This is a genomic window from Pectobacterium sp. PL64 (assembly GCF_022477975.1).
Classification (GTDB): domain Bacteria; phylum Pseudomonadota; class Gammaproteobacteria; order Enterobacterales; family Enterobacteriaceae; genus Pectobacterium; species Pectobacterium jejuense.
Window position 1 is genome coordinate 1,921,137 of record NZ_CP092070.1, and the last position, 18,883, is coordinate 1,940,019.

The 18,883-nt window shown below is 54.2% G+C and carries 16 protein-coding genes; 7 read left to right on the plus strand and 9 right to left on the minus strand.

Annotated elements, in window-relative coordinates:
- Positions 1-6: 6 nt before the first annotated feature.
- The 7 genes from rsxD to HP572_RS08485 all read right to left on the minus strand — a co-directional run bounded on the left by rsxD (position 7) and on the right by HP572_RS08485 (position 8,436).
- The gene (gene rsxD, locus HP572_RS08455) at positions 7-1,062 is read right to left on the minus strand and encodes an electron transport complex subunit RsxD (RefSeq protein ID WP_240585320.1); all 1,056 of its coding nucleotides are present in this window, start codon (positions 1,060-1,062) and stop codon (positions 7-9) included.
- Complete coding sequence (gene rsxC, locus HP572_RS08460) at positions 1,063-3,333, minus strand: electron transport complex subunit RsxC (RefSeq protein WP_240585321.1); 2,271 nt, start codon at positions 3,331-3,333, stop codon at positions 1,063-1,065. It abuts the gene before it with no gap.
- Entirely contained in the window at positions 3,326-3,904 is a 579-nt protein-coding gene (gene rsxB / locus HP572_RS08465; RefSeq protein WP_039473065.1) for an electron transport complex subunit RsxB, read from the minus strand. Before rsxB ends, rsxC begins: the two co-directional genes overlap by 8 nt.
- Positions 3,904-4,485, minus strand: a complete 582-nt coding sequence (rsxA, locus tag HP572_RS08470) for an electron transport complex subunit RsxA (protein WP_010275190.1) — start codon at positions 4,483-4,485, stop codon at positions 3,904-3,906. The genes rsxB and rsxA overlap by 1 nt, the downstream gene beginning before the upstream one ends.
- Before the next feature lie 216 nt (positions 4,486-4,701).
- A complete protein-coding gene (gene ydgT, locus HP572_RS08475; RefSeq protein WP_010275188.1) occupies positions 4,702-4,917 on the minus strand; it encodes a transcription modulator YdgT in 216 nt (71 codons plus the stop codon).
- Positions 4,918-5,207: 290 nt separating this feature from the next.
- On the minus strand, positions 5,208-6,713 hold the full coding sequence (gene araA, locus HP572_RS08480) for an L-arabinose isomerase (protein WP_240585322.1): 1,506 nt from the start codon (positions 6,711-6,713) through the stop codon (positions 5,208-5,210).
- Positions 6,714-6,750: 37 nt separating this feature from the next.
- The gene (locus tag HP572_RS08485) at positions 6,751-8,436 is read right to left on the minus strand and encodes a ribulokinase (RefSeq protein WP_240585323.1); all 1,686 of its coding nucleotides are present in this window, start codon (positions 8,434-8,436) and stop codon (positions 6,751-6,753) included.
- A gap of 372 nt (positions 8,437-8,808) precedes the next feature.
- On the opposite strand from HP572_RS08485, the gene HP572_RS08490 reads away from it, so the two are divergent.
- From HP572_RS08490 to HP572_RS08520, 7 genes are all read left to right on the plus strand, one after another.
- A complete protein-coding gene (locus HP572_RS08490; RefSeq protein ID WP_205550467.1) occupies positions 8,809-9,792 on the plus strand; it encodes an arabinose ABC transporter substrate-binding protein in 984 nt (327 codons plus the stop codon).
- A gap of 111 nt (positions 9,793-9,903) precedes the next feature.
- Positions 9,904-11,427, plus strand: a complete 1,524-nt coding sequence (araG, locus tag HP572_RS08495) for an L-arabinose ABC transporter ATP-binding protein AraG (RefSeq protein ID WP_240585324.1) — start codon at positions 9,904-9,906, stop codon at positions 11,425-11,427.
- Between the two features lie 18 nt (positions 11,428-11,445).
- A complete protein-coding gene (araH, locus tag HP572_RS08500; protein ID WP_205550463.1) occupies positions 11,446-12,432 on the plus strand; it encodes an L-arabinose ABC transporter permease AraH in 987 nt (328 codons plus the stop codon).
- Between the two features lie 64 nt (positions 12,433-12,496).
- Complete coding sequence (gene araC, locus HP572_RS08505; RefSeq protein WP_010275170.1) at positions 12,497-13,429, plus strand: arabinose operon transcriptional regulator AraC; 933 nt, start codon at positions 12,497-12,499, stop codon at positions 13,427-13,429.
- A 114-nt stretch (positions 13,430-13,543) separates the two neighbouring features.
- Positions 13,544-14,590: an oxidoreductase gene (locus tag HP572_RS08510; protein WP_014915368.1), complete on the plus strand. Its 1,047-nt coding sequence runs from the start codon at positions 13,544-13,546 to the stop codon at positions 14,588-14,590.
- Between the two features lie 329 nt (positions 14,591-14,919).
- Positions 14,920-15,912: a bile acid:sodium symporter family protein gene (locus HP572_RS08515; protein ID WP_174868350.1), complete on the plus strand. Its 993-nt coding sequence runs from the start codon at positions 14,920-14,922 to the stop codon at positions 15,910-15,912.
- Positions 15,913-16,155: 243 nt separating this feature from the next.
- Positions 16,156-16,620, plus strand: a complete 465-nt coding sequence (locus HP572_RS08520; RefSeq protein ID WP_205550457.1) for an SgcJ/EcaC family oxidoreductase — start codon at positions 16,156-16,158, stop codon at positions 16,618-16,620.
- A 79-nt stretch (positions 16,621-16,699) separates the two neighbouring features.
- On the opposite strand, the gene add is transcribed toward HP572_RS08520, so the two are convergent.
- On the minus strand, positions 16,700-17,716 hold the full coding sequence (add, locus tag HP572_RS08525; protein WP_240585325.1) for an adenosine deaminase: 1,017 nt from the start codon (positions 17,714-17,716) through the stop codon (positions 16,700-16,702).
- Between the two features lie 121 nt (positions 17,717-17,837).
- Positions 17,838-18,815, minus strand: coding sequence for an arsenic resistance protein (locus HP572_RS08530; protein WP_240585326.1), 978 nt, complete (start codon positions 18,813-18,815; stop codon positions 17,838-17,840).
- Positions 18,816-18,883 lie beyond the last annotated feature (68 nt).

Sequence of the window (18,883 nt, forward strand, 5' to 3'; positions counted from 1 at the left end):
GTCTCCTCAGCGATGGTGGCCGTAAGCGCGTGGCTTGGTGTAATAGTCGATCAGCGGTACGGTGATATTTGCCAACAGAACGGCAAACGCGACGCCGTCCGGGTAGCCGCCGTAGGTACGAATCAGCCAAACCAGTAACCCAATCAGTGCCCCGAAAATCAGGCGCCCCCGGTTGGTGGTTGATGCGGTAACGGGATCGGTTGCGATGAAAAATGCGCCGAGCATCGTTGCCCCGGACAGCAGATGTAGCATCGGTGGCGCGAATTTCTCTGGCGAAATGATCCAGCTTAGCGAGGCGCAGAACATCAACGACAGCAGGAAACTGACCGGAATATGCCAGCGAATGGTGCCGCGCATCAGCAAAAACAGTCCGCCGATAAGAAAACCGATATTCACCCATTGCCAGCCAATACCGGACAGCGATTGAGCAAACATCGGCTGTTGCAGAATGTCTTGCGGCGTTTGGCCAGAGCGCAGGCTGGTTTTAAACGTATCCAGCGGGGTAGCCTGACTGACGCCATCAACGTTGTGCATCAGCTGCTGCATGGTGTACCCGTCAGGCGTGTGTCCGGTAAAAATGATAACTAACGCATCATGGAAACCGACGGGAATGGTTTGCAGCGGAACGGGCGGCAGCCAGCTTGTCATCTGAACCGGGAAAGAGATCAGCAGCACCACATAGCCAATCATCGCGGGGTTAAAAGGGTTTTGCCCTAAGCCGCCATACAGCTGTTTAGCGATAATGATAGCGAAGACGGTTGCCATGACCACCATCCACCAGGGAGCAAGTGGCGGCAGGCTGATGCCGAGCAGCACGGCGGTCAATAGTGCGGAGTTGTCTGCCAACGTGGTGCGTACGGCAAACTTCCTCAGTGACAGTGTCACACCTTCTGCGACAAGCGCGGTGGCAGACGCCAGCCCGACCTGAATCAGGTTACCGTAGCCAAAGAAGTAATACTGCGCCAACATACCCGGCAGACAGGCTAGAATGACCAGCAGCATGATGCGCTGCGTGCGCTGCTGGTTATGTGTGAACGGTGAACTCGCAATTCTAAAAGCCATTTATTCCTCTTGATATGACGATGCCTGCGCGGCTTTACGGGCTTTAACGCGAGCGATAGCGGCGGCAACGGCAGCCTTACGCGGATCTTCCGGCTCTTGTACTTCAACAACGGCAATCGGTTCTGCTACTACGTCAGGAGCAGCCGCCGAAACAGGCGCTTCCATATTTGTTGCAGCTTGCTGCGCGGCTTTGCGAGCTTTAACGCGAGCGATAGCGGCGGCAACGGCAGCTTTACGCGGATCTTCCGGCTCTTGTACTTCAACAACAGCAGTCGGTTCTGCGACTACGTCAGGAGCAGCCGCCGAAACAGGCTCTTCCTTGGTTGTTGCAGGCTGTTGTGCGGCTTTGCGGGCTTTAACGCGTGCGATAGCAGCGGCAACAGCAGCCTTACGCGGATCTTCTGGTTCTTGTGCTTCAACGGCGGCGATAGGTTCTGCCACCACGTTGGAAACCGCAAGAGTTGCCGCTTCGTCCGTACTTTCTGGGCTCACGGCCTCAGATTGCTGTGCAGCCTTACGCGCTTTAACCCGTGCCAGGGCAGCGGCCACGGCGGCTTTGCGGGGATCGTCAAGCTCGGCAGAGGGAACCTCGACCGCAGGCGCTTCCTGCTGCGTCTGTTGTTCACGTGAACGTTCTTCGCGTAACTGTTCTTCACGAGCCTGTGCTTTGCGGGCAGCACGCGCGGCGATGGCGGCACTGTTATCCGGCTGTGCATCGGGGATGACCTCGATTGGCGAACCGACCTCTGTTGCGGCGGTTTGCTTACGGCGTACGCGCTCCAGTGCGGCCTGAACGGCATCTTTATCCGTGGTGGAGACGCTAGCCGCCGCCTTTTTGTGGCGCAGTTCGCGTGCCGCTTTTTCCCGCTCCAGACGAGCCTGTTTGGCATCAAAGCGCACTTTGGCCTGCGCGGCACGCTGTGCCTCTTCGTCGATGGCACGAATTTCGGCCTTTTCCTGACGGTAATACTGCACCAGCGGAATATTGCTGGGGCAGACGTAAGCACAGGCACCGCATTCGATGCAGTCAAACAGATGGTGATTGCGGGCTTTTTCGTGTTCTTGCCCGCGACTGAACCAGTAAAGCTGCTGCGGTAACAGTCCTGCCGGACAGGCATCGGCACATTTGCTACAGCGAATGCAGGATTGTTCTTCAGCAACCGGCTCCATTTCCGTATGTGACGGCGCGAGCAGGCAGTTGCTGATTTTAACGATAGGGACATCCAGCGACGGCAGGGTAAAGCCCATCAGCGGTCCACCCATCACCACCATCGGCTGCTTATTGACGTGGAAGCCGCCCTGTTTGAGCAGATGGCGCACCGGTGTCCCCAGTCGTGCCCAGACGTTGCCGGGCTGGCGCAACGCTTCGCCGGTCAGTGTGACCACACGTTCAGTGAGCGGCTCGCCGTCGATCACGGCGCGTTTGATGGCGAAAGCCGTTCCGACGTTCTGCATCAGTACGCCAATGGCGGCGGAGTGTTTACCGAATGGGACTTCCTTGCCAGTCAGAATCTTGGTGAGCTGCTTGGCACCGCCTGATGGGTATTTGGTTGGGATGACGCGCAACTGCATGTCGCTGCGTTCACCCAATGCCAGTCGCAGGGCGCTGATGGCTTCCGGTTTGTTATCTTCGATCCCAATCAGAATACGTTTCGGCTGCAACAGGAATGACAGAATCTCGACGCCCTGAATAATCTCTTCGGCGCACTCCTGCATGAGTCGATCGTCAGCGGTGATATAGGGTTCACACTCTGCGCCGTTGATAATCAGGGTTTCAATCCCGCGCATCCCGCCTTGTAACTTGGCCGCGGTAGGGAAACCTGCGCCGCCTAAGCCCGCAATGCCAGCCTGATGCAGATGGGCAAGCAGGGTATCAACGCTTTGTTCACGGTAATCCGTCAAGGTTTGGCGTTCGCACCAGCGATCGTCGCCATCCGGCACGATGATGATGCTGAGTTCGGACAGACCAGACGGATGTGCCGTCGTGTGCTGACGAATCGCGTTCACCGTTCCCGACGTCGGGGCGTGAACGGGCAACGTGCGGCCTTTTCCCCGCGTTAACGGCTGGCCGCGTAGGACTTTATCGCCGACGCTGACGCAGATCTCGCCTTCTGGGCCAAGATGCTGCTTGAGCGGAATAATGAACTGTTCTGGCAGCGGGATCTGGCGCAGCGGCGTCTGGCTGGACTGCGTCTTCATTTCCGGCGGATGAATACCTCCGTCGAAATCCCAGATCCTGTCTTTTTTAAAGGCGGAAAACAGCTTAAGCATGTCGTTCTACTTGAATAACGCGTACTGGAATCGTATCGAGATCCCATTTCCAGTTAGCGGGAGTCGGCGCGATAGGACGTAATTCGATACAGTCCGTCGGGCAAGGGGAGACGCAGAGATCGCAGCCGGTGCACAAATCGCTGACGACGGTGTGTACCGCTTTGGTACTGCCGATGATGGCATCAACCGGACAGGCCTGAATGCACTTGGTGCAGCCGATGCAGTTGCTTTCATCGATCCAGGCAACATGGCGTGCGGGAGCTTGAACATCGGCGTCACCTTCCAGCGGCTGCGGATCGACATTGAGTTTTTCAGCCAGCTTCAGCATCATCGCTTCGCCGCCAGGGCCGCATTTATTAATACTTTCACCGTTCAGCGCGACCGCTTCGGCGTACGGCCGACAGCCAGGGTAGCCGCACTGACCGCACTGGCTTTGTGGCAGCATGGCTTCCACTTCTTCCACGATCGGATCGTTTTCGACTTCAAACCGACGGGAGGCGTAGCCGAGCACCAGACCGAATGCCAGCGCGAGGGCGCTTAATGCCGCAATGGCGATCCAGATAGCGGTCATCAGAATTTCACCAGTCCGGTAAAGCCCATAAACGCCAGCGACATGAGGCCAGCGGTGATCAGCGCGATAGACGAACCGCGGAACGGCGCAGGAATATCCGACACGGCAAGGCGTTCACGAATGGCGGCAAAAAGTACCATCACCAGCGAGAAGCCGGCCGCGCCGCCGAAACCATAAATCGTCGATTGCAGGAAACCGTGTGACAGGTTGATGTTGAGGAGAACCACGCCAAGCACCGCACAGTTGGTGGTAATCAGCGGCAGGAAGATCCCCAGCAGGCGATATAGCTCAGGACTGACTTTGCGCACGAACATCTCGGAAAACTGCACCACCACGGCGAGCACCAAAATAAAGGCCATGGTGCGCAAATAGAGAATATCGAGCGGAACGAGAATAAATTCGTTGATAAGCCAAGAGAACATGGAGCCCAGCGTCATCACAAACGTGGTCGCCATGCCCATGCCAATCGCCGCCTCGAGTTTTTTGGACACGCCCATAAAGGGGCACAGCCCAAGAAACTTCACTAAGACGAAATTATTTACCAGAAGGATGCTAACAAAGAGCAATGCGTATTCGGTCATTACGGTGCCTAGAAAACAAAACCGGACTATTATCAGGCATTGTTGGGTTTTCGACAACATACCCAAAGTAGGGTTATCGCCGTCCCCTTCAAGGGGCGGAAGATCAGATTCGCTTAATAACAGAAGCGCCGGGCTATTATACAGTAACGAGCGGAGCGTTCTGCGTAATATCCCGGAAGGAAATTATTGCATAACTATTCTTTTTGTTGCGAACAACTACAGAACGTGATGCCAGACGGATTTTGGCACGCAGCCGAGATCGAACAAGCGCCCGCCGGATGCCAACTCAGCCCGCCGATGGTCCGCAGCACGATACATGTTGATGATTTCCTGACTGTCTGTCAGAGAATAATTGAGGTGATCAAAGAGTTTTTCCAGACTTTCTGTTGAGCTGACTTTCCTGAATTTGAGCAAATAGTCATGAACGGTCATCGTGATTGGTCTAATAGTTATGTGATTGAGATGACTAAGTATATTCAAGCAAAAAAGCCTGTCTAGAGGGCGATGTAATAAAGTACGCTTATTTTTCAACAACAAACAAATGAAAATGAAAAATAACGGATTGACAGAAAAATGTGATGGCGTTTTGGGCAATGTCGGGCAACAGGGCGATGGAAAATCAGAGCGTGGGATGGAAAAGGCTTATAGATAAAAAGTACCGATAAAGGGGCAGACTGTTCACGGACGACTTATCCATAGACAACCGGCCCCTGAGAGCGGGCTTAGCGGCTACAAAGTTTGTAATACACCTCGTTCCAGCGCAGCGCATCTTTGAATTCGTGGAGTCGGGTTTCGTTGTCGATCACCAGCAGTTCAATGTTCTGCATCTCAGCGTAGAGCCGCATGTGTTCAAGATCCAACGCCTGACTAAAGACGGTGTGATGCGCCCCGCCAGCCAGAATCCAGGCTTCGGCCGCCACCTCCAGCGACGGCTGGGCTTTCCAGATAGCACGGGCAACCGGCAGTTTCGGCAGCGGGCGCGGCTGTTCGATGGTATCGACCAGATTAACCAGCATTCTGAAACGGTCGCCCATATCGATCACACTGGCGTTGAGGGACGGCCCAGCCGGCGTTGAGAAAATCAAACGGGCAGGGTCGGCTTTGCCGCCAATACCAAGGTATTGCGCATCCAGAATCGGTTTCTGTTCTTTCGCAATCGTCGGGCAGACTTCCAGCATGTGGGAGCCGACGACCAGATCGTTACCGTTCTGGAAGTTATAGGTGTAGTCCTCCATGAAGGACGTCCCGCCCGACAACCCGCCGGCCATCACTTTCATAATGCGCAGCAGCGCGGCGGTTTTCCAGTCGCCTTCGCCACCGAAGCCGTAGCCTTGCTGCATCAGACGCTGCACCGCCAGCCCTGGTAGCTGTTTCAGGCCATACAGGTTTTCAAAATCGGTAGTGAACGCGTGATAACCGCCTTGTTCCAGAAAGCGTTTCATCCCGAGTTCAATCTGTGCCGCATCCAGCAGGTTCTGACGGTTCGCGCCGTTGAGTTTCACCGCATCCGTCAACTGGTAGCTGGCTTCGTACTCTTCGATCAGCGCATCGATATCGCCTTTGGATACGGCATCAACCACGGCGGTTAAATCGCCCAGACCCCAGGCGCTGACGGAGTAGCCGAACTGGATCTGTGCGCCGACTTTATCGCCTTCAGTGACGGCGACTTCACGCATGTTGTCGCCAAAGCGCGCAACCTTCAGCTGTTTGCTTTCCTGAATGGCGGCGGCAACCCGCATCCATTTGCCGATACGGGCATGGGCGTTCTTATCCTGCCAGTGGCCGACGACAACCTGATGCGCCTGCCGCATTCGGGCACCGATGAAGCCAAATTCACGTCCACCGTGTGCGGTTTGGTTCAGGTTCATGAAATCCATGTCCATGGTGTCCCACGGCACTTCGGCATTGAACTGGGTGTGGAATTGCAGCAGGGGTTTACTGAGTACGCTCAGGCCGCCAATCCACATTTTGGCCGGAGAGAAGGTATGCAGCCAGGTCAGCAGGCCGATACAGTTATCCTGATAGTTGGCATCGCGACACAGTGCCAGAATTTCGTCCGGCGTTTTCACCAGCGGTTTCAGCACCAGCTTAACTGGCAGGTTGGCCTGTTGATTTAATCCGGCGACGACTTTTTCCGCGTTTTCTTTTACCTGACGTAACGTTTCCGGCCCGTAGAGGTGTTGGCTACCGATGACAAACCAGACTTCAAGCTGCTTAAAATGATCCATGATGACTCCTGTAACGTGATCCCCAGAGGGATAAAAATTAGTTTTTTGCCGTAGACGTTGGGCTATAGGCCGGTTCCGCGAGGCGGCACCACTGCTGATAGCGCTCATAAAGCTGCTGATAACGGGCAACGCGCTGGCTATCCGGCATTAAGGTGCGTTCTATGCCGCTGGCCATATGCTGCTGTGCCGTTGGGATATCGCCGTGAACGCCAGCGGCGACGGCGGCAAAGATCGCGGCACCCAGAGCACAGCACTGATCGGAAGCGACGATCTGCAAGGGACGATTCATCACGTCGGTACACACCTGCATGATGACGGGGGATTTCCGGGCGATACCGCCCAGCGCCAGCACGTTCTCGACGGGAACGCCCTGATCTTCAAAGCACTCCATAATCGCGCGCGCGCCAAAGGCCGTGGCAGCAATGAAACCGCCGAACAGCGTGGGGGCATCAGTGCCCAGATTAAGATCGGTAATCACGCCTTTCAGTCGCTGATTGGCAAACGGCGTTCTGCGGCCGTTGAACCAGTCCAGCACGACAGGCAGGTGATCCAGCGTCGGGTTTTCCGCCCAACTGTGCGTCAGTCGCTCCAGCAGTTTGGCTTCCATCGCCTGTAATGAGGTTTTGAGTTCAGGATGATCTTTCACGGCTTCCTGTAACGACCAGCCCAGCAGTCGCCCAAACCAGGCGTACATGTCGCCGAAGGCGGACTGTCCGGCTTCGAGGCCGATATAACCAGGAACAACGCTGCCGTCGACCTGCCCACAGATACCGGCGATGGTGCGATCGGCAATGCGTGCGTCGTCGGCGATAAGAATGTCGCAGGTGGACGTGCCAATCACTTTGACCAGCGTATAAGGCTGTGCGCCCGCGCCGACGGTGCCGACGTGGCAGTCAAACGCGCCGCCTGAGAGAATGACTGTTTCGGGGATGCCAAGCCGCTGTGCCCACTCGGCGGTGATGGTGCCGACCGGCTGTTCGGCGGTCCAGGTATCGGTAAACAGTGGGTACTGCAATGTCTCGGTCAGGCAAGGATCGAGCGCGTGTAAGAAATCTTTCGGCGGCAGTCCACCCCAGCTCGGGTGCCAAAGTGATTTGTGTCCGGCGCTGCACCGTCCGCGGCGAATATCGGCAGGTGCTTGCGTACCGGAAAGCAGGGCGGGCACCCAGTCGCATAGTTCGATCCAGGAAACGGCGGCCTGACGCACCGCCGCATCGTCGCGGGAAACATGCAGGATTTTGGCCCAGAACCATTCGGACGAATAAACGCCGCCGATATAGCGGGTGTAATCCGGGAATTGGCCGCTACGGCACAGCGCGTTGATGGCTTCTGCTTCTTCTATTGCCGTGTGGTCTTTCCACAGCACGAACATCGCATTGGGGTTGTCGGCAAACTCGGGACGTAGTGCGAGGATCTGACCTTGCTCATCAATCGGAGCGGGAGTTGACCCGGTTGAATCCACGCCAATACCGATGATGCTCTGCCGCTGTTCGTTCGTCAGGCGTGAAACCACGACCTTAACCGCCTGTTCCAGCGATTCAATATAGTCCAGTGGGTGATGTCGGAACTGGTTGTTGGCAGGCTGACAATATTTCCCCTCGCGCCAGCGGGGGTAGTAGACCACTTCTGTTTCCAGCTCTTGTCCGCTTTGGCAGTCAACGGCTAAGGCGCGCACCGAATCACTGCCGAAGTCGAGACCAATCGTAATAGCGCCCGCACTCATGCTTTGCTCCTCATTAATCCCAGATCGTTGGTGTTTACGATGGCAGGGATAACGAGAGGCGGTGAGGAGCGGTTAGCTGGAAGTATGTATTTTTCTGTCGCCAGCAGCCATTTTGTGAAGCTGGTCAAAGGTTAATGATTGGTTAAATTCGCTAAATGTATGCACAAACCTGTCATTGTTCCGGACTGTGATAAAGCTCTACATTCTTGCCGGGAATAACGACTAAAACATAAAGCGTCTGAATGCTACTGAGTAAAGGAATCGTGCTAAGTCTGTGTTTTTCCTTTATCCAGACCGGAAATACCCTACCAGGAACTCGAACTCGTTTCAGCGTTGCTGACGAATGAAAAGATAATTACACCGGAGAACATCATGCATAAATTCACTAAGGCGCTGGCAGCAATCGGGTTGGCCGCTGTTATGTCACAATCAGCTATGGCAGAGAACTTGAAGCTGGGTTTTCTGGTTAAACAGCCGGAGGAACCGTGGTTCCAGACGGAATGGAAGTTTGCTGATAAAGCAGGAAAAGACCTTGGTTTTGATGTGATAAAAATTGCGGTTCCCGATGGTGAGAAGACTCTGAACGCGATCGACAGTCTGGCGGCCAGTGGCGCGAAAGGCTTCGTTATCTGTACGCCGGATCCGAAGTTGGGGCCAGCCATTATGGCGAAAGCGCGCAGCTACGATCTGAAAGTGATCGCGGTTGATGACCAGTTCGTGAATGCCAAAGGCCAACCGATGGATACGGTGCCGTTGGTGATGATGGCAGCCACCAAAATTGGCGAGCGTCAGGGTCAGGAACTGTATAAAGAGATGACCAAACGCGGCTGGAAAGTAGAGGAAACCGCCGTGATGGCGATTACCGCTGATGAGCTGGATACCGCACGTCGCCGCACGACAGGCTCCATGGACGCGCTGAAAACTGCAGGATTCCCGGAAAAACAGATCTACAAAGTGCCGACCAAATCTAACGATATCCCCGGTGCATTTGACGCCGCTAACTCCATGCTGGTGCAGCATCCGGGCGTGAAAAACTGGCTGATTATCGGCATGAACGACAACACCGTGCTGGGTGGCGTGCGTGCAACGGAAGGTCAGGGCTTTAAAGCCGCAAACGTCATTGGTATCGGTATCAACGGCGTGGATGCGGTGAGCGAGCTGTCTAAAGGTCAGGCAACGGGCTTCTTTGGTTCACTGCTCCCGAGCCCGGATATCCACGGTTACAAGAGTATCCAGATGCTGAATGACTGGGTGACCAAAGGCGTTGAGCCGGAGAAATTCACCGAAGTGACCGACGTGGTGCTGATCACTCGTGACAACTTTAAGGTCGAACTGGAGAAAAAAGGCCTGATGTAATCACGCCTGATTTCGTAAAGACGCGGATAACGTCGGTCAGCATGACGCTGGTCGACGTTATCCTGATCGAAGTTATCCGCGCTCTACCTGCATCGTTATGAGGAAACAGACATGACAGCACAGTCACCCTATTTGTCGTTTCATGGGATTGGTAAAGAATTTCCCGGTGTTAAGGCGCTTTCGGATATCAGTTTTTCCTGCCATGCCGGCCAGATCCATGCATTGATGGGGGAAAACGGGGCGGGCAAGTCGACGCTGTTAAAGATCCTGAGCGGTAACTATTCACCGTCAGCGGGCGAAATTCATATTCAGGGTAAACCTGTACAGTTCAACAACACGATGGATGCCCTGAATGCGGGCGTTGCCATCATTTATCAGGAACTGCATCTGGTGCCGGAAATGACGGTCGCCGAGAACATCTATTTAGGTCAGCTGCCGCATAAATACGGCATGGTGAACAATTCGATACTGCGCTATGAAGCCAAACTTCAGTTGCAGCATCTGGGACTGGATATCGATCCTGATACCCCGCTGAAATACCTCTCTATCGGGCAATGGCAGATGGTGGAAATCGCCAAAGCGCTGGCCCGTAACGCCAAGGTTATTGCTTTTGATGAACCGACCAGTTCGCTGTCTGCCCGTGAAATCGAGCAGCTTTTCCGCGTGATTACGGAATTGCGCAGTGAAGGCCGGGTCATTTTGTACGTTTCGCACCGGATGGAAGAAATTTTTGCGCTGAGCGATGCCATTACCGTGTTTAAAGATGGCCGCTACGTGCGCACGTTCGACGATATGCAGCAGGTGAACCATGAATCGCTGGTACAGGCGATGGTAGGGCGTAACCTGGGGGATATCTATGGCTATACGCCGCGTCCGCACGGCGAAGAACGTCTGACGCTGAAAGACGTAAAAGCGCCGGGCGTGAAATCCACGGTTTCCCTGAACGTGAAGCAGGGGGAAATTGTCGGGCTATTTGGTCTGGTAGGCGCTGGCCGCAGCGAACTGATGAAAGGGCTGTTTGGCGCGACCAAAATCACCAGTGGCCAGGTGCTGTTGGATGGCAAACCGCTGGTGGTGAATTCCCCCATCGATGCGATTCGGCAGGGCGTGATGCTTTGTCCGGAAGATCGTAAGGCAGACGGCATCATCCCGGTGCACTCGGTACGTGACAACATCAATATCAGTGCAAGGCGTAAGAGCCTGAAAGCCGGCTTTATTATTAATAATCAGTGGGAAGCGGATAACGCCTCGAAGCGCATTGCGGCGTTGAACATCAAAACGCCGTCCGATGAACAGCTGATTATGAATCTTTCCGGGGGAAACCAGCAGAAAGCCATTCTTGGCCGCTGGCTGTCCGAAGAGATGAAGGTCATTTTGCTCGATGAACCTACGCGCGGCATCGACGTCGGCGCGAAGCACGAAATTTATCATGTCATCTATGAACTGGCGAATCAGGGGATCGCGGTGCTGTTTGCCTCCAGCGATTTACCAGAAGTGCTTGGGCTGGCCGACCGGATTATCGTCATGCGCGAAGGTGCCGTCTCTGGCGAACTGCTGCATACCGATGCCACAGAGCAGAAGGTGCTCAGTCTGGCTATGTTACGAACCCCCGATATCGAATCTGCGGTTGCCTGACCGCGAAGGAGCAAAATAATGTCAACGGTTACGTCTACAACCTCAGAAAAGAAGAAAAGCGGTATGGGATTGTCCCGCATTTGGGATAACTACGGCATGCTGGTGGTGTTTGCCGTGCTGTTTCTTGGCTGTGCGATTTTTGTCCCGAACTTCGCGACGTTTATCAATATGAAAGGACTGGGGCTGGCGATCTCCATGTCCGGTATGGTGGCCTGTGGGATGCTGTTCTGTCTGGCTTCCGGTGACTTTGACCTCTCGGTCGCATCAATCATTGCCTGTGCTGGCGTGGCGACGGCGGTGGTGATCAACATCAGTGAAAGCCTGTGGATCGGGGTCAGTGCCGGGCTGCTGCTGGGCGTGGCGTTCGGTTTGCTCAACGGTTTCGTGATTGCCCGTTTGAAGATTAATGCACTGATCACCACGCTGGCGACGATGCAGATCGCCCGTGGTCTGGCTTACATCATTTCCGATGGTAAAGCGGTAGGGATTCAGGATGAGCGTTTCTTCGAACTGGGCTATGCCAACTGGCTGGGTTTGCCTGCGCCAATCTGGATCACCATCGGCTGCATGATTCTGTTTGGCCTGCTGCTGAACAAAACCACCTTTGGCCGCAACACGCTGGCGATTGGCGGCAATGAAGAGGCAGCGCGTCTGGCTGGGGTGCCGGTGGTACGCACCAAGATCATTATTTTCGCCTTGTCCGGTCTGGTATCGGCGGCGGCGGGGATCATTCTGGCATCGCGTATGACCAGCGGCCAGCCGATGACCTCCATCGGGTATGAGCTGATCGTGATTTCCGCCTGCGTGCTGGGTGGCGTGTCGCTGAAAGGCGGGATCGGTAAAATTTCTTACGTGGTGGCCGGCGTGCTGATTTTGGGGACGGTGGAGAACGCGATGAACCTGCTGAACATCTCTCCGTTTGCCCAGTATGTGGTACGCGGCCTGATTCTGCTGGCGGCGGTTATCTTCGACCGCTACAAACAGCTGGCGAAGAAAACGGTATAAATGCCTCGCGGCAGGTGAATTGCCCTGCCGCTTTCTCTCATTACTAGCGTGTACCGGAGGCTCGATGTATCACCGTATGGCGCATGAATCTCAGCCTAATCCGCTGCTGCCGGGATATTCGTTCAACGCTTATCTTGTGGCTGGCCTGACGCCGATTCTGGCAGAAGGGCCGCTCGACTTCTTTATCGATCGTCCCGATGGCATGAAAGGCTACATCATTAACCTCACCATGAAAGGACAGGGTCAGGTCTTTGATGGCGATGAGACCTTTTTCTGTAATCCCGGTGACCTGCTGTTGTTCCCGCCGAAATCGAAGCATTTTTATGGTCGATCGCCGAGCAGCGATTGCTGGTATCACCGTTGGGTCTATTTTCGCCCGCGCGCCTACTGGGCTGACTGGCTGGAATGGCACACCAAAAGCAGCGGCATTGGTCGCATGAGCCTGCCGAATAACCAACTGCTGCTGGAATTCGACAGGCTGTTTGCCAATATTGAGCAGACGCAGCGTTCCGGACGTCGTTTTTCGGAAGAGCTGGGTATGAATCTGCTGGAGCGGCTGTTGCTCCGCGCGATGGAAGAAGATCCGCAAAGCCCGCAGAAGATTATGGATCCGCGTGTGATAGAGGCCTGCCAGTTTATTACCAGCAATCTGGCAGGAGAGCTGCGTATTGACGAAGTCGCGCGGCACGTTTGTCTGTCGCCTTCGCGGTTGGCGCATCTGTTCCGCGAACAAGTGGGCATTAATATTCTGCGCTGGCGTGAAGATCAGCGCGTGATTCGCGCCAAGCTGTTATTGCAGACGACGCAGGAATCTATCGCCAACATCGGTCGCGTGGTGGGGTATGACGATCAGCTGTATTTCTCACGCGTGTTCCGTAAGCGGGTCGGCGTTAGCCCCAGCGATTTCCGCCGCCGCAGCAGTGAAATCAACTATCCGGCCGCCAAAACGCTGCCCGTGGCATGGGGAGAGCGGATGCCCAGCGCCGTGAGCGGCTAGCGAACTAAAACGCATCAGATTCCCCTGGCGATTATCCCTCTCTGCAATCTGGCGGATGACGGGTATATACTGAGTGAGAAATCACAAAGTCAAAATAAGCTAAGGGGAATCGTCATGAGTGAGACCGTTCGTGTTGGACTGCTGGGCTATGGCTATGCCAGTAAGACATTCCACGCGCCGTTGATTGCAGGTACGACGGGTATGGAGCTGGTGGCCGTGTCCAGCAGCAGTGCTGAAAAAGTGCATGCAGATTGGGCAAATCTGCGAGTAGAGAAAGACCCTCAGGCGTTATTTAACGATCCCGATATTGACCTCATTGTTATTCCTACCCCCAATGACACGCACTTCCCGCTGGCGAAACAGGCGCTGGAAGCGGGCAAGCATGTCGTCGTTGACAAACCTTTTACGGTGACGTTGTCACAAGCATACGACTTAGGCGCCATCGCCGACCGTGTCGGAAAGATGCTTTCTGTTTTCCATAACCGCCGTTGGGACAGCGATTTTCTGACGCTCAAACAGCTGCTGGCGGCGGGAACGTTAGGAAATGTGGTGTATATGGAATCGCATTTCGATCGCTTCCGCCCCGAAGTGCGCCAGCGCTGGCGTGAAGATGGCAGTGAAGGCAGCGGGATTTGGTACGATCTTGGGCCGCACTTGCTGGATCAGGCGCTGGAGCTGTTTGGCTTGCCGGTGGCGATTCAGGTTGATATGGCACGGTTGAGACCTGGCAGTAAGGCAATAGATTATTTCCACGCAACGCTGATTTACCCGCAACGCCGGGTTGTCCTGCATGCCAGTATGCTGGTGGCAGCCGCATCTGCCCGCTATATCGTGCATGGCACACGCGGCAGCTTTGTAAAATACGGCCTTGACCCACAGGAAGATCGCCTGAAGGCGGGTGAACGTCCACCGCTGGCCGACTGGGGGCAGGATAAGCACGATGGCGTGCTGACGCTGTCTCGCGATGGCATAACGGCGGAACAAACGATCGCCACGATTCCGGGTAATTATCCGGCCTACTATGCGGCAGTGCGCGATGCGCTGACGGGTAAAGGCGAAAACCCCGTCAGCGTGCATCAGGCGATTCAGGTGATGGAACTGATTGAGCTGGGGCTGCTTTCCCACGAGCAGAAAAAAGCCGTCACGGTGAAAAATAGCTAGATTTACCGCGTTTTATTCCAGATAGTTAATGGTTTGTTTAAACAGGCGATCTTAGGATCGCCCTAGACTGCTGAGAAAATCAATCGAACGGTGATAATGGTCGAGGGTAAAAATGCGGTACATGCGTCTTTTACGCTCAATTTACGATGTTCGGAAGGCGCTTCTGATGCCTTTATCTCATTACTACCGTTTTCTGTCTGTAAACAGATTTATCGGCTCAGATTTCTAGATTTACATTTAGTCATAGATAACTTTGGGCGATCCTCGGATCGCCCGTCTTGTTAGGGTGTTCATTCGGCTAATAACAGGCTAGGGGAAAGGTGTCGGGCATGGGGTGGTTACAACGGTTACGCATTGATAAATTCTTATTGGTTCTGATTCTGGTGGTGGTGACGGCGTCGGTTCTTCCTGCTGAAGGCTCCGTGAAGGTTTTCTTTGAGCACTTGACCACTGCGGCGATTGCTCTGCTGTTCTTTATGCACGGCGCGAAGCTATCGCGTGAAGCGATTAGTGCTGGTATGGGGCACTGGCGTTTGCATCTGGTGGTGTTTGCCAGCACGTTTATTCTGTTCCCGCTGCTGGGAATCGGCATGAGTCTGCTGTCGCCCGTTGTGCTGACGCCGACCTTGTATCTGGGTTTCCTCTATCTGTGTGCGCTACCGGCGACGGTGCAGTCGGCGATTGCTTATACCTCAATGGCGGGGGGGAACGTCGCGGCGGCGATCTGTAGCGCCTCGGCATCCAGTATTTTGGGCGTATTTCTCTCGCCGATTCTGGTCGGTTTGCTGATGCATACGCAAGGGGGCGAAACGGACACGCTGCACGCTATTGGTTCTATTATCATGCAGTTAATGGTGCCTTTCGTGATTGGACATCTGTCTCGTCCATTGATTGCCAAGTGGGTTGAACGCAACCGTAAGCTGATTAATATTACTGACCGGTCATCGATTCTTTTGGTGGTGTATGTCGCCTTCAGCGAAGCGGTTGTGCAGGGGATTTGGGGACAGATCAACGTTTGGTCATTGCTCGCTGTTGTCGGCTGTTCGATAGTGCTGCTAGCGATTGTGCTGGTGGTGAATACGCTGGTTGCTCGGAAGCTGGGCTTTAATACCGCCGATGAGATCACCATCGTATTCTGCGGCTCGAAGAAGAGCCTGGCGAATGGGATTCCGATGGCAAACGTGCTATTTCCTGCCGCCGCTGTCGGTGCGATGGTGCTGCCGCTGATGATTTTCCACCAAATTCAGCTGATGGTCTGCGCTGCACTGGCTCAGCGCTATGCCAAGCGTATAAACAAGGAACAGGATACGCCTCGCCAGTAAGAGATTATCGGTCTCTCGCATCATACAAAACGCCCTCGGTCTACACAGGCCGAGGGCGTTGTCATTTGTAACAAACACTTGTAACTCCGCGGAAACACAAGAAATAATCTATTACAGTGATAGTTTCATTGTGGTGTTACTTTTTTGTTGCGTTACGTTATAACAATAATCGCTCATCGAGATGTGTTTGCGATAGAGCAAGACACAGTTAATGATAATTATTATTTTGAGATCGAGGGAAATATGTTTAAAAAAACGGTGTTAACTTTAGCGATGTTAGGGACGCTGGCTTCTGCATCTGTGCAGGCTGCTCAGAGTGCACAATGTGTAAAAACCAGTCAAAAAGAGATAGCGTCGTTATTTGACCGTTGGAATGCATCGCTGAAAACGGGCGATGCGAAGCAAGTTGCGAAAAACTATGCGTCAGACGCGGTGCTGCTGCCAACGCTGTCCGATCAACCGCGTACGACTGACGCAGAGCGCATTGATTACTTCGAACATTTCCTGGCGAAAAAGCCGGTTGGTAAGATTGACACCAGCACGATCCGTATCGGCTGTAATAAGGCCGTTGATACCGGAACCTACACCTTCACATTCGGTGATGGTAGCGTAGCCAAAGCGCGCTATACCTACACTTACGGTTGGGACGTGAAACAGAAGAAGTGGTTGATTACGTCGCACCACTCCTCAGCGAACCCTGCCAGTTGATCTCTGTAATTTATTTTTAACAATTACGCATCAAGCGGCTAACAAAAGTTAGCCGTTTTTTATGTGCTGATGATAAAAATTACTGCGTAGTACCGTGTTTACGCAGAACCTTTTCACGCAACTGCTGCTTTTCCTGCTCGCTGATAAACGCAATGTTCAGGCCATTTTCCTGCGCTTTGCGGGTTTCTACCGCCGTCAGGCCAGCAAGTGGCGCCGCAATTTCATATTCGTGACGGATCTCTATGCCCTGAACCGCCGGGTCATCCGTATTAATCGTGGCGGGAATTTCATAACGCAGGAAGTGGACGAGCGGATGCTTATCCAGTGATTCCACGGTGCTGGTTTGAATGTTAGACGTCAGGCAGGATTCAATGCCGATCCCATGCTCCGCCATGTGTGTCATCAGGCGAGGATCGATAATGGCGGTGACGCCGTGTCCGATGCGCTCAGCACCCAGATGGTTAATCGCCTGCCAGATACTTTCTGGCCCAGCCGCTTCACCCGCGTGAACCGTAATGTGCCAGCCAGCATCGCGGGCTTGTCGGAAATGCGAAGTAAACTGCGCGCCGGGATAACCCAATTCATCACCTGCCAGATCGAGTGCAACGATGCGATCGCGCTGGGACAGCAGGGCATCCAGCTCTTGCTGGCAGGCCTCAGTGCCGAATGTCCGGCTCATGATACCAATCAGACGGATATCGGTATCGAAATCACGGCAACCTGCGGTAATGCCGTCGATCACCGCTTCTACAACGCCAGCAACCGGCAGTTTATGATTCATTGCCATATAGTAGGGAGAGAAACGCAACTCGGCGTAATCCAGCCCGGCTTTCACGGCATCTTCAACGTTCTCGTAAGCCACGCGGCGGCAGGCATCCAGTGAACCGAGCACGGCCACGCCCCAGTCGAGCTTTTGTAAAAAACTCAGTAAGTCAGGTTCGTTCTTGGTGACTTGGACGTGAGGGCGGAGCGCGTCAAGATTGCTGGCGGGTAACGCTATATTGTACTGGCGCCCTAGTTCCAGAATACTCTGGGCGCGGATATTACCATCTAAATGGCGGTGGATATCCGTCAACGGCAGGAGTGAATCAATCATAATGTTATTGTCTGATTACTGTTTTTCGTACGACAAAGTATAAAAAGAAATCGAGGTAAATAGCCAACAGTTAGCGTCAAAACTCAACCGTCCTGAACAATCCTTGAGCAAAAACAACCTGTTATTGCTTTTTCTGACCCGTAGAACGGGCGTTCAGCTTAGGAATCGCGCGGATATAAATGAGTTCGCTGAGCAATTCTACTAACGTTTGACTTACGATAACGGCTGGAAGTAGTGGTAGTGCGCCGGGTATTGCCAACGCCAGCGGCAGAATAACCAGAGAATTTCGCGTACTGGCGCTAAAGGCCACGGCGCGCCCGCCAGCCGAATCTAACTGGAACAGTTGGCTAGTGAACCAGCCGAGTAGCGGTGCCAGCAGAGCGAAGAGCACATAAAATGGCACCGCGAGTAATACCGCTGCCCAGGTGGTGCGCAGTTGAGGAATGACCGCCGCAACGACGATAAACAGCACCAGAGCGGTAGCCGGAACGGGAAGATAGCTCAATGCATCCGAAAATGTTGCCATTGTACGCTGTCGCGCCGCTAGCCATTGCAGAAGCGCGGCCAGCGCTAAAGGCACGGCAATCAGCCAGATAAACGCGTCGATAAAGGGCGCGAAGACGATAAGGCCGGCGGCGTCGTGGCCGAGAAATAGCGTCAGGTAGAAAGGCAACGCCAACATTTGCAGCATCAATAAAATAGGCGTTGCGGCCAACAGGCGGGCTGCATCTGCGCGCCCCAGGTGCGCGAATGTCACCACGTAGTCAATACAGGGAGCGAGTAACACCAATATGATGCCCAGCTTCACCAGCGGTTCGGCGGGGAGAAAGGGCAGCAGCGCCGCGACCAGTAAAGGAATCACGATGAAGTTGGCCACAAGCAACGCGCCAATAAATCTGACCTGAGTGATGCTCTTTCCGATCGTGGTCAGCGGCACTTGCAGGAATGTGACAAACAGCATCAGCGCTAGCGCCGGATTAATCACGGCATCCCATTGCTCCGTTCCCGGCAGCACGAGGGCGGTTGCCACTGCCGCTATCACGGCAACAAAATAGATCGCAGTCTGATGGGCTTCCATGAAGGGTTTCAACGCGGACATGGTGTCATCTCAATATGAAGCAGAACGTGTAGGGCAGAAAAAACGGTGGCTGCTGGAGCGGCCACCGT